Consider the following 12,320-nt stretch of genomic DNA (forward strand, 5'->3'; position numbering starts at 1 on the left):
GATAAGCTCATCTTTTTAATTCATTTTAATTTGTCGAATCATGAACACTGGCACCTTTTGTTTTGAGGGTTGTTACCCATCCTTCGGTTAATGGCTGAAAATTCAACCTCATCACCTGGGGAGAAGCAGGCGAAGTTTTGCATATTATGGATGTTAGTAACCGTTACTATTTTTTTATTCTCCAATTCGATTTGATTTTGGCATCTACTTATTCCTGTTTCGTCTGCATCGCAATCCGTATCCGTTTTAACGACGCCTTTCACTAAAGTATCCACATAGCCCTCGATTAATTGAGTAATGTACCGTTTTTCTTTACCGTTATTTTGCCAATCATAAGTCTCCTCATTAAAGGGGAAGGAACTTGAACTACCGATAAATTTATAAGTAAAAATGCTTCCAACCCCCAAGACAACAATAATTAAAAACGCTCCTACTGCCCACGCCGACTTTTTTTCATCATTGAGCACTCCTTATTTATGCACCGGCTTATTTTACATAAGCATCGATCTCGTTTTCGGCATTATTTTTTTCTGATCCATTGACCTCTATATACATTCGCAATGGCAAACAAATGATGGCTTCTTTGGGTTTGGAGATTAGTCCGAAAGTGAAGCAAATCTTCTGCGGACAATCGGATTCGATGACTTCAATACCTTTGTCATGGACCTTCAGGATATCATAGCCTCTTTCTGTTTTTACTTCGATCATTTGGGGTTCATCGGTAAGCTTCACCGTCTTGAAGATCTTATTATCTACTCTAATCGTTGCATAATAATCCTCGTTCGTGTTCGTCTCAGTATCCTTTGTGAGCCATCTGGCTCCCAATAAAAATGTAGCCAGTAAAGTAATGCAAACAACTAAGATTAAGTCACCCTTTTTAAGCTTATGTTCCATCTGTTGGTCATCCCCGGAATAATATCTCTTTAAATTGTATCCGAAAAATATGTGTTTTCTTTGTAGAAATGATGTGATATCCGGAACAATTTAAGTCGTCTGAAATTATTACTGCCAGAAGACTGCCCATTCCTAAACCAACAGACATTCCCACTGCCATCGCTGTCATCATGCCGGCCATACTACTTAACTGTGTACGAAAAGAAATGATAAACAAATAAACCCATGCGGCTAGAAGAAAAAACAATGCAATTATTGGGAAGAAGATCAATGCTTATACCCCCTAGGCCTATATTATACTTCATGAATATGGCTTGTTCCGTTAGAATATGCGCTTCACTTATGTAATTGCAATGAATGATCCTAACTTTATTTTCATGTCAAAAAGAGTGTTAAACCCATTAACAATGGCAGTATTAAATGGAGGGAAGAGAGCGGGGTGCAAGAAATAAAGGATATTAGCTACTTTTGAAGTTGATCAAGTTTCACAATCTCCTGAAGAATTTGTCTTTCATTGGTGGCTGAAATGCAAGCTTTCAAAAACGCCCGAATGCTAATTGATTATTTTCATTTTCATAAATGTCGGGTATACGAAGTTTGGGTTTCCAATAAAAAGCATGGGCTGCTCCAGTAAATATTTGTTTTTGCTCAGAAATTGCTGTAATAACTGTTTCTAAAAGCGAGCCTTTAAAATCATTTCCGAAAGTTCTATTTTCTATGGCGTTAATCACTTCGAATAACCCATTTCTAATCGTGCGAAATGCTTTTAATCTTTCCTCATTCTTCAGAAACCATATTTGGTAAACGGATTCTTTATCTTGCTTATATTCATTAGCTAATTTTGTAATCAATTCGTTCATAACACCCTCCGATGGTAATACAAACTTCTCCCATTATACTTCTCCTCTTCAAAAGTGGGCAATACTAAGGAATGTCGATAAAAGGAACACCAACAAAATAAAAATAGTGCATTGACATAGGATACCCGGGTAGGGTATATTTTGATTGAGCAATTTACTTGAAAAAACGAGGTGGATCGGACATGGCAAGCAAACAGGTTTCTTTGCAGATCTCAGGTATGACATGTGCTGCTTGTGCTACAAGGATTGAAAAAGGATTAAACAAAGTGGACGGAGTAGAATCGGCTAATGTCAATTTAGCTTTAGAAAAAGCAACGGTTCACTTTGATTCGGATAAAACCGACATTGAGGCTTTTGAAAAGAAAATTTCTGATCTTGGATATGGAACTGTAAAGTCTGCGGCTGATTTCCAAATTGGGGGAATGACATGCGCCGCATGTGCTACACGAATCGAAAAGGGGCTCAATAAGCTACCGGGAGTGACGAAGGCTAACGTAAATCTGGCCATAGAATCGGCTCACGTGGAATACACGCCCTCCGTGGTTACTGTGGAGGATATGATTCAACGGGTACAGAAACTGGGCTACCAGGCCACGCCGAAAAGCGAGTCAAAGCAAGAGGACCATAGGGCCAAGGCGATCCGGAAACAAAAAGTGAAACTAATTATCTCCGCAGCACTTTCCCTGCCTTTGCTATGGGCAATGATCGCGCATTTCCAGTGGACTTCCTCTATGTGGATTCCAGGGTTTCTGTTAAACCCTTGGGTTCAACTGGTATTAGCCGCTCCGGTGCAATTTTGGATCGGGAAAGAGTTTTATACGGGAGCGTATAAAGCGCTTAGAAATAAAAGTGCTAACATGGATGTTCTGATTGCCCTCGGCACTTCAGCGGCTTACTTCTATAGCGTATATAAGACTTTTGAATGGCAGTTTATGGGGGGACATCATGGAACGGCTGAGCTTTATTTTGAAACAAGTTCCGTCCTCATCACTTTGGTCATCTTGGGTAAATTGTTTGAAATGCTTGCCAAGGGACGCACTTCCGAAGCGATTAAAACCTTAATGGGATTACAGGCCAAGACGGCTTTGGTCATACGTGATGGACAAGAAGTGTCTCTTCCCGTAGAGCAGGTAATTGTAGGCGACTTGATCGTGGTCAAACCAGGGGAGAAGATTCCGGTTGATGGAGTAGTTGTTGAAGGCACTTCGTCGGTTGACGAGTCCATGATCACAGGGGAAAGCATTCCGGTTGAGAAAAATCCCGGTGAAGGCGTCATTGGAGCCACAATCAATAAAAATGGTTCTTTGAAGATTGAAGCCACCAAGGTTGGCAAAGAAACTGCCCTGGCTCAAATTATTAAGGTGGTTGAAGAAGCCCAAGGCTCGAAGGCGCCTATTCAAAGAGTGGCCGACCGGATTTCAGGCGTGTTCGTGCCAATCGTCGTAGCTATTGCTGTAGTAACGTTTCTAGTATGGTATTTCTTTGTAGCGCCAGGCAATTTTGCGGAGGCGCTGGAAAAATTGATTGCCGTTCTTGTAATCGCCTGCCCTTGCGCCCTCGGGTTGGCGACGCCAACCTCGATTATGGCCGGCTCCGGACGCGCCGCAGAGGCGGGGATATTATTCAAAGGGGGCGAACATTTAGAATCGACGCATAAAATTAATGCCATTATTCTGGATAAAACAGGAACGGTTACAAAAGGGAAACCTGAGCTTACGGATGTTATAACAAACGCATTAAACGAAGATGAGTTCTTGCGTTTGGTTGCGGCCGCCGAGAAAAAGTCGGAGCATCCGCTTGCCGAAGCTATCGTAAACGGTGCAGTTTCCAAAGGAATCAACATTCCGGAAACAGAGCAATTTGAAGCGATACCCGGACATGGAATTCGTGCCGTTGTAGATGGCCGCGAGCTGCTGGTTGGAACCCGAAAACTTCTAACTTCTCGGAATATCGCTTATGCTGAGGCGGTTTCCAATATGGAGGACCTGGAGACGGGAGGAAAGACGGCAATGCTGGTAGCCATTGATGGCGCCTATGCTGGGCTGGTTGCGGTTGCCGATACAATTAAAGAAACCTCAAAAGCAGCTGTCTCGAGATTAAAACAACTGGGTATTGAAGTTGTCATGATTACAGGGGATAACCAAAGAACGGCTAACGCCATCGCCAAAGAAGTAGGTATTGAACACGTATTAGCAGAGGTTTTGCCTGAAGGTAAGGCAGAAGAAGTCAAGAAGCTTCAAGCTCAAGGAAAAAAAGTGGCGATGGTCGGTGACGGCATTAATGATGCTCCCGCTCTTGCTACTGCGGACATAGGTATGGCTATTGGTACAGGTACCGACGTGGCCATGGAAGCAGCGGATGTTACCTTAATGCGGGGAGATCTAAACAGCATTCCGGATGCGATCTATATGAGTCGCAAAACCATGAGCAATATTAGACAAAATTTCTTTTGGGCCTTGGCTTATAACTCTTTGGGAATTCCGATCGCGGCTCTAGGTTTCTTAGCCCCGTGGCTTGCGGGGGCAGCGATGGCCTTTAGTTCTGTATCCGTCGTGCTTAATTCGCTTCGTCTGCAAAGAGTAAAATTATAAAAAGTGAATTCAAAAACGAAATCAAAATATGGAGGTAACAATCATGAAAGCAAATTTGATCGTTGAAGGCATGCACTGTGGAGGCTGCGCTAAAAAGGTAGAAACATCAGTAGAGAATGTTGGTGCATCGTGTGAAGTTGATTTAGCTTCCAAATCCGTTGCAGTTGAGTTCGACGATAATAAAGTTTCTTTGGATGAGATTAAAGAAGCCATTAACAAGACAGGCTATAAAGTAAATTAAATGATTAGTTCAATATTTCTTTGAATGCCAGTTGCTAGAGGGCCGTCCCTCTATTTTCATTTAGGTAAACAAAAAGAAACCAATCCTTGGTAAAATGGAAGTGACGAGCAACCATTCAAAAAGGAGAGGTTTCTTTTGTACATTCAATATACCATGGATCAACTTGTCGTTCGTGTGGTTAATGCCGCTGTAAACACATGGCAGGCGCCTTTCACACCAGTAATGCCGGCTCGATGAAAATACTCCTTCACCATTTTAATGAAGGAATTTCTCGCCATGGGTGTATTGAAAACCGTGACCCAAAGGTCGTTGAAGGGCTGATCTCCCCGTTCTGCGATATATCGTTTGAGAATCTCCGCACATGTGGCCTGAAATGGCACCAATCGGAATTTACGGCTTTTCCCCATTTGAATGTGTACCGCATTTTCCTCGAAATTCACATCTGAGATTTTCAAATGGCTCATTTCGATGACGCGTATGCCAGTTTCAAGGAAAAGAAGCATAATGGCATAGTCCCGTAAGCCGGTAAATGTAGTTTGATCGGGGGAGGCTAGGATGATGCGTTGGATCTGTTCTTCGGAAAAAGTATGAACGACTTGCCGTTTGTTCTTGAGGGGCTTTAACCCTTCGGCAAGGTTGGTCGTCAGCAATCCATCCTCGAATAAAAACTTGAAAAACTGCTGAAGTGTGCGAATCTTTTCGTTTATAGTATTGGGCTTATATTGCTGTTCGCGCATCTTGTTAATCATGCGAACGGAGAGGTCTTTAGGGGTCAGAGTATCCAGGGAAAGGCACCAATCTTCAAGATCGCGTTGCAATGACTTGAGGTAAACGTGATAACCTTCGATGGTGAACTTTGAGAGATTACGGAACTGGCAGTCCATTAGGAACAGCCGTACGGCTTCGGTGTATTGGTTTTTTGCCGAAACAGCATCGTATGCTACAGTGGATTCAGAGTTAATTTGCATGTGAAACCTCCCGGAATTTGGATCGGGAGTTTGGTGCGGTAAAAAGATTGGCGCGCCTGACGGCCCTTAGCCGCTTCAATCTGTGGGTTTAGCGAGTGCACACAACCCTGTCGTGGGGCGGTGGAAAAATAATCCATGTCCGACTTACCTTGTCCCATGCGGAATCTCGGCGATTGGCGAACGAGTGTTTCCCTCCTTCCATAGCTCCAATCTCAAAATCGAGTGAGGAGACCCGTGGAGGTTCGAGTCCTCTCACCGGTATCGATATTGCCTTGTCCAGCAAGCTGTGAAGCTTGTATGAAATGGTCTGTTCTTTGATTTCGGGGTCCAGTTCGTGCATCCACGTCGCTGCTTTGGACATGATCGAATCATCGTTATGTATTTGATGATTTTTCCGGACCATTTATGGATCGTATCTTCTCTGATTTTTGTGTCTGTAGCAATACCAAAGGTGGATGCGAACCGCATCAACTGCGGGATAATGTGCCCATTTAGATGCTCGAATTTTTCCAGACGTGTTTTTTGTAACGTCCATAACATTCGTATTCAATTAAGTTAACTTGGATGGGCATCGTTTTATCGTCAGGAATGAAGCGGATGAACACTGCATCTGGGTACCCGCTGATCCCAGCGATCATTTTGTTATTAGCATCTTTTTTAGGGTCAGTCATAAACATTCTGTTTTGCGGGATAAGCACGGACCGGTGCTCGGAAAAATCATCGAATAAATGAAAAAAGTTGGCGTTGACCAGCGGCCCCAGTCCTTTGATTTTGTCTGTTTCATTCTCGAATTTGACCGTGACATAGGTGCTCGTGATGTTGATTTTAACATCGGGAACAGTGTTCAAGACTTCTTGATAATTTTCTTCAGTCACCTCATCCGTGAACCAAAGTGGGGCCTTCACCGTTTATGCCTGTCTATTCAGGCCGGATCAAGGTTCCTTCAAAGGGGATTTTGTAAAGAGTTAAATTCATATAAAAGCAGCTTTACGGCGACTTCTGTTTTAGCCGGGGCTCAATTTATGGAAGGTAAATTTTTTCATGTTTATTTCCCCTTAAGAGAAAGCAAAAACCGAATTAAAGCGTCTTGTTGCTCTTTTGTAAAACCTGCGGATTCATCAACCCAAAATTCGTGTCCGCTTCCTGCGACATGAACATCTTTCAGGGACTTTTGGCTTTTGTTGGCTTCGATCACTTGTTGTCTTAGTTGGCGGTCGATCAATGCACGCAAGCTGTTGGCCGCGTCGGGGGCAATTCCTTTCTCCACGGTTCCGGGGATCCCTAATTGCGATAAAACCGGTCCCACGGCAACCCCTCCGTCGTGAAGATATGGCGCCGTCCATCTCAGACCGATCAACCCTTTGACTTTATAACCCCCCGGCGAGTTGCCCCAAGCATAGGCTAATTCCAACTGGTCTGGTTCCAAATAATCCGAAGGGACTTTCATAACCTTGGCATTTGGCGGAACAGGAACCGGAGTATCTGGGGTAAACATCGTTGCGTATCCGAACATTTTTTCCGTTTTCTTCAATGCACGGGCTCGGGAGGGCTCGGTGCCGATGATGGTGGACGGGACAATTCGGTGGTTGGTATAGGCCTCCCCTGCATGGCAAGAGATGCATTGGGCCTTTTTAAATACGGCTTGTCCCACACCCAGTACGTTCCGATCCGTTTCGCCGTGGTTCCCGGGAGGGAGGATCGTGTTTTGGTATGCTGCCATCGCATTGACTTGTTCACCTACCTTATACCCGCTTGAACTGATAAACAATCCATCAGGGGCCATTAACGTCAGCTTGGGAAATGAGGGTGGCTTGATCATTTCATTGACGCCAGGTACGCCCGGAGTAGGGTCCACCTTGGCGAAAAATTCCGATGGATTCAGGCCGCTTTTGGGGTCATAGCGGTATTTGGGATTCGCCGCATTTTGCAATATCGTCCCCAGGTACACCTCTTTATCCAATCCGAATAAAGCCGGGCTTGCTTCCGCTTGCGCCAGGGAATCCGAGTTTTGCGCATGAACGTTATTGCTGAAAGCACTAAGCCCGTGAAAGGGGCCGGCTGCCGCAAATCCGCTCCAACCGTAGGGATGTCCTCCTTTGGTAAAAGAGTCTGGAATTTGCGCCGGATTGCTCTTCATATCGATGGTGGAATCAAAATTCCCTTTCGGCCACTTGACGAGGTTGGCGTCCACGGCTTTTTCCAAGGCGGCCGGATCAGGTAATGGAGTGGATTTTTTAATATACTTGGCTACATTCTCCACATCGGTATGCGTAAAATAGGCGGTTGAATTGGTTGCGAGCGCCATGAGCAAACCGGCATTGAGGTCCGTATTTGGGGCACCTTCGATCACTCTTTTCGTTTGGGGGTCGACCGTGGCGTGGCAGGCCATGCAGCTTATTCCCACCTTCACTTTCCCCTCCGTATATTTAACCGGCATGCCTAGCGGGGCATAGGCCCCTTTAGGCACATCAATACCGGTGTTGATTTTCTCCCCCTTTTTGTAGGTGCGGTCTCCCAGCGTGATATCTTCAGCAAGTTCAACCCGTAAATTTGTCGTACCTTTCCCTTGAAGTAGAACGATTGCTTTAGCCATGTTCGGTATCGTTAACGGCCCGTTGACAATACCCATGATATCAGTCATAAATACTTCATTGCCGAAGGTTTCTTTATATAAGGTGGCCCGGCCTAACTTTAATAAACTGTCGTCGACTTGAACCACACCGTTCTCGGGAGAAAGCATGGAAGGATGATCATACCAGAGTACCTCCGATTGGGCCACTCCTTGGCTGTTTTCATGCTGATTAAGGGTTTGTTCCCTGGATGGCATATAGGCGTATTCAGGTTCCCAATAATACAGTGTAATCCATCCTCCCGCCAAAATGATGGGGATCAGGAACAAGATGATCTTTCCTCTTTTTGCCAAAACTAAGCTCCCTCCTTATTGATGATTTTAAGTAAATTACAACCACTTTGTGCTTAGGTTGCCCCTTAATAGCAAAAAAATAACTTTTTTGAATCGATCAAGCTCATTTGACATAAATCTGTTTTTAAATGAAAAAAGAAGGTGATCTAATGATTATTAAAAGAGTCAATAATGGGGAGATTACAATAACCGGGGATGAGCTAATTGTTAGGCGCGCAAATTTGGTTGACCATAGTTCAAATTCCACAATTATTAATGAGAATGGTACCGTTCACGACCTTGTATTTCTGCATCCGACCATTTCAGTGCTATTTCATTTATACAAAAGGGCAATGGAATCGGGTAACCCCATTGATGCTGCCATATATGTAAAGCATAAGCATAAGGTACTTTACTATGAAAATCGGAGGATAAGCAAAAAATAATAAAAAATAATGTATAAAAAATCAGCCTCGCGATTTAGGCTGATTTTTTTCTAGTGATCAAATAGGAATGATGTCTACCGATATGAAACCGGCAATCCCTCAAAGTAAACAATCTGGGCAATCCTAACATGGATAGCCTTATGGTCCATGCTCAATTGAACGTGATCAATCGCAATGCCCGAGAGAATTCCTTCTAGTTTCCCGGCTGTTGTCATTAAGGAAATGGGGCGCCCCTTATGCCTGCTCAGATGGTCGACAAAAACAGGATCGAGTCGAGTAACATATTGGTTTGGTTGAGGTACCATTGGGACCGGAAATATTGTGGAGAAGGGGCTAGCGAATGAATTACATCCTAAAGTGCTATTCGTAAATTTAAAAAGGGGGGTAGAATTCATTGAGTTGTCCGTTTTGCACAGCCTGAAATGTTTTCGTGTACTATTCTCCTTCGAGCATTGCATAGATAAGAAGTAGTACAGAAGATAGGTGGTGAAAATTTGTGAATCACCCGGAACAACAACGCCCATTATCCGTTTTTCAAGCACTTATGCTTGATCAGCTGATTACAACCCCGTTTCGTGCGGAAACAGGGATGCCGAGGCAATTGATCCCAATTTACTCTACAATGAGCCCGCCGATCCCCCCGTTTTTGCCTTATCGAAAAGTCTCCTATTCCCCTTCGTTTCCTTCCTATCAACAGATGCAGCAAATCATCAGTCCTCAACATCTCGTTTGGCAAAAGGAGTGATTGGTCATGTCTTGGAAAACGGTGCGGGAAGACATGAACGTATATACCCAAGGCCAGATCGACCGTTGGGTCTATTCGACCTGCAATATATGCTCGAACGGATGTGGGTGTTTTATTGCGGTAAAGGACAATAAAATTGTGGGTATTAAAGGAAATCTACAATATCCGGTTAATCGCGGACGATTAGGGCCAAAAGGTGAAAACCAGTGGTATGCGAACAACAGTATGGATCGTTTATCCACGCCTTTAATCCGGAATTCCAGCGGAACACTAGTTCAGGCAACCTGGGAAGATGCTATGGGATTCATTGTTGAGAAGATGAATTCCGTCTTGCATAAACAGGGGCCCAAAGGCGTCGGGTTTTACCATACCGGCCAAGCCTATCTTGAGGAGTATTACACCATTTCGAAAATAACGCGAGCCGGAATCCGTACGCATAACGTTGATGCCAATACCCGGCTTTGCACAGCTACTGCGGAATGGTCGCTCATCGAATCGTTTGGTTCCGATGGCCCCCCGAGCTGTATGGAAGACGTGGACATCACTGAAGTCGTTGTTTTTATTGGACGGAATTCCAATGAAACGAATACGGTACTTTGGGAAAGAACCCTGGAGGCAAGAAAGAGAAATGGAACCAAAATCATTGAAATCGACCCGCGGAATGATCTCAGCGATCGGATGGCGGATCTGGCTCTGATGCCCAGAAGCGGGACGAACGTCGCCGTCTTGAACGGACTGATCCATCTCATCATCCAGAACAACTGGATTGATCGGGAATTTATTGATAATCATACAGTTGGTTTTAAGGAACTTTATCAAACGGTCATCCATTATACCCCTGATGTCGTGGAGAGAATCACGGGTATACCTAGCGAAGATCTTGTTACCGCAGCCGCATGGATCGGACAATCCCGATCAACTTTATCTATACTGTTGCAGGGTGTGTACCAAAGTATGGATGCAACTGCCACCGGTACGCTGGTGAATTCGATGCATCTCATTATGGGTAAAATCGGAAAGCCTGGGTCCGGTCCTTTTCAGCATGCCGGCCAGCCAAGCGCAATGTCCAACCGTGAAGTAGGGGGGGCCGGTTTTTACCCCGGATACCGGAATAGCGATAACCCCGAACATATTCGCCAAATCGCGGAATTATGGAACGTTCCGGCGGAGAGCCTCCCCGTTGGTCCACAGACCCATGTTATGAATATGATGGATTTGATTGATCAGGGTGTTATCCAATTGTTCTGGGTTATGTTTACGAACCCGGCGGTTTCTTTACCGAATCGAAGACGTATAATTGAACTATTGAAAAAGGTTTTTCTGGTTGTTCAAGATCCGTTTTTAAGCGAAACGGCAGAGTTGGCGGACATTGTGCTGCCGGTGGCATTGTGGGGCGAAAAAGAAGGGACGATGACAAATTTAGAGCGCAGGGTGAATGTACTGCGAAAAGCGGTTGACCCACCATTCGGACTCCCGACCGATTTTGAGATACTGCTTGAATTTTCAAGAAGAATGGGATTTAAAGATAAGGATGGGAATCCGCTCATTAAGTATTCGACACCGGTAGAGGCGTTTGAGGAGTGGAAGGCCGTTTCTAAGGGACGGCCTTGCGATATGTCCGGGATGACCTACGAAAAGATGGAACGTCTGGGCGGAATTCAATGGCCATGTAATGAACAATATCCGAACGGTAAGGAAAGGCTGTATACCGACGGAATTTTCAACACTTTTGTTGATTACGCCGAATCTTACGGCAGGAACATCTTAACAGGCAGATCACGGACGAAGAAGGAATTCCAAGAGTTAGGTGCAAACGGCCGGGCTATTCTTTATGGCATTCATTGGTCTTTGCCTCTCGAGACCCCGGACCAAGAGTACCCTTTTTATTTGAATACAGGCAGACAAGTATTTCATTGGCACACACGGACCAAAACCGGCAGAGCCCCGAATTTGCAAATGGCTGCACCGGAAGGATATGCGGAAATTCATCCGACCGATGCGGGCCACCTTCTCGTTAAAACGGGGGACCCGCTAAAAGTATCGACGCGACGCGGGTTTATTATCGTTCCCGCCAGAGTCACGGATTCAGCGCCAGTCGGTATGATTTTTGTACCTTTTCATTATGGGGCTCTTCATGATACACAAGCCGCAAATGAATTAACGCTTGATGCATGGGATATGGTTTCCAAGCAACCGATGTTTAAAAACGCCGCGTGCAAAGTGGAGAAACTGATGATGGGAGGGAGGTGCTGAGCATGATGATGAATTTGCTTAACACGTTAATTCAGATCAGCATTGAGGCAGTTGTGACAATCCAAAAATTCCAACATACCCCTAATCCACTTTCCTACAGAATGCTATTACTACTGGAAGAATTGCAGCTTCATGCCTGTTCCGCCTTGAGCCATGGGGATATCACCAACGAAGGTTTGCAAGAAGACTTAACGATTATTTACCGGGATGCCGTGGAATTGGATGAAATGAATAGAATGATGAATAAAATAAGCCCTATCGGGGTGGAGACCGAAATAGACGGAATCATCACTGCCTTGGTTAGGCTAGTACCATGCGTTGTTATCCACTTTGGATGGGAAAAATCTATATATCTGATCCCGCCATCCTTTCAACAACAATCTAAATTATGGACATGATCATAATTTACCTGGGGGCCAT

11 protein-coding genes are annotated in these 12,320 nt (G+C 44.7%); 4 read left to right on the plus strand and 7 right to left on the minus strand.

Features of this window, described 5'->3' with window-relative positions:
* Positions 1–38 precede the first annotated feature (38 nt).
* The 3 genes from ACQ4N8_RS05895 to ACQ4N8_RS05905 form a co-directional block, all read right to left on the minus strand.
* On the minus strand, positions 39–467 hold the full coding sequence (locus ACQ4N8_RS05895; protein WP_430703405.1) for a hypothetical protein: 429 nt from the start codon (positions 465–467) through the stop codon (positions 39–41).
* A 19-nt stretch (positions 468–486) separates the two neighbouring features.
* On the minus strand, positions 487–894 hold the full coding sequence (locus ACQ4N8_RS05900) for a NusG domain II-containing protein (protein WP_430703406.1): 408 nt from the start codon (positions 892–894) through the stop codon (positions 487–489).
* Positions 895–1,430: 536 nt separating this feature from the next.
* On the minus strand, positions 1,431–1,754 hold the full coding sequence (locus ACQ4N8_RS05905; RefSeq protein ID WP_430703407.1) for a hypothetical protein: 324 nt from the start codon (positions 1,752–1,754) through the stop codon (positions 1,431–1,433).
* A 182-nt stretch (positions 1,755–1,936) separates the two neighbouring features.
* On the opposite strand from ACQ4N8_RS05905, the gene ACQ4N8_RS05910 reads away from it, so the two are divergent.
* Positions 1,937–4,345, plus strand: a complete 2,409-nt coding sequence (locus ACQ4N8_RS05910; protein WP_430703408.1) for a heavy metal translocating P-type ATPase — start codon at positions 1,937–1,939, stop codon at positions 4,343–4,345.
* Positions 4,346–4,388: 43 nt separating this feature from the next.
* Positions 4,389–4,586, plus strand: a complete 198-nt coding sequence (locus tag ACQ4N8_RS05915; protein ID WP_036644998.1) for a heavy-metal-associated domain-containing protein — start codon at positions 4,389–4,391, stop codon at positions 4,584–4,586.
* A gap of 158 nt (positions 4,587–4,744) precedes the next feature.
* Here the strand turns inward: ACQ4N8_RS05915 and ACQ4N8_RS05920 are convergent, their stop codons facing one another.
* The 4 genes from ACQ4N8_RS05920 to ACQ4N8_RS05935 all read right to left on the minus strand — a co-directional run bounded on the left by ACQ4N8_RS05920 (position 4,745) and on the right by ACQ4N8_RS05935 (position 9,426).
* Positions 4,745–5,554, minus strand: coding sequence for a tyrosine-type recombinase/integrase (locus ACQ4N8_RS05920; RefSeq protein ID WP_430703409.1), 810 nt, complete (start codon positions 5,552–5,554; stop codon positions 4,745–4,747).
* 491 nt (positions 5,555–6,045) lie between these two features.
* The gene (locus ACQ4N8_RS05925) at positions 6,046–6,459 is read right to left on the minus strand and encodes a hypothetical protein (RefSeq protein ID WP_430703410.1); all 414 of its coding nucleotides are present in this window, start codon (positions 6,457–6,459) and stop codon (positions 6,046–6,048) included.
* Between the two features lie 140 nt (positions 6,460–6,599).
* A complete protein-coding gene (locus ACQ4N8_RS05930) occupies positions 6,600–8,477 on the minus strand; it encodes an electron transport protein (RefSeq protein WP_430703411.1) in 1,878 nt (625 codons plus the stop codon).
* Positions 8,478–8,976: 499 nt separating this feature from the next.
* The gene (locus ACQ4N8_RS05935; protein WP_430703517.1) at positions 8,977–9,426 is read right to left on the minus strand and encodes a DUF2642 domain-containing protein; all 450 of its coding nucleotides are present in this window, start codon (positions 9,424–9,426) and stop codon (positions 8,977–8,979) included.
* Positions 9,427–9,653: 227 nt separating this feature from the next.
* Here ACQ4N8_RS05935 and ACQ4N8_RS05940 point away from each other — a divergent pair, with 227 nt between their 5' ends.
* Together ACQ4N8_RS05940 and ACQ4N8_RS05945 are read left to right on the plus strand one after the other, a co-directional pair.
* Positions 9,654–11,900 (plus strand): molybdopterin oxidoreductase family protein, encoded by a 2,247-nt coding sequence (locus ACQ4N8_RS05940; RefSeq protein WP_430703412.1) that lies wholly within the window; start codon positions 9,654–9,656, stop codon positions 11,898–11,900.
* A 2-nt stretch (positions 11,901–11,902) separates the two neighbouring features.
* Positions 11,903–12,298 (plus strand): hypothetical protein, encoded by a 396-nt coding sequence (locus tag ACQ4N8_RS05945; protein ID WP_430703413.1) that lies wholly within the window; start codon positions 11,903–11,905, stop codon positions 12,296–12,298.
* The last annotated feature ends 22 nt before the right edge of the window (positions 12,299–12,320 follow it).

The sequence above is a fragment of the Paenibacillus macerans genome, assembly GCF_050565405.1.
Lineage (GTDB): Bacteria > Bacillota > Bacilli > Paenibacillales > Paenibacillaceae > Fontibacillus > Fontibacillus macerans_B.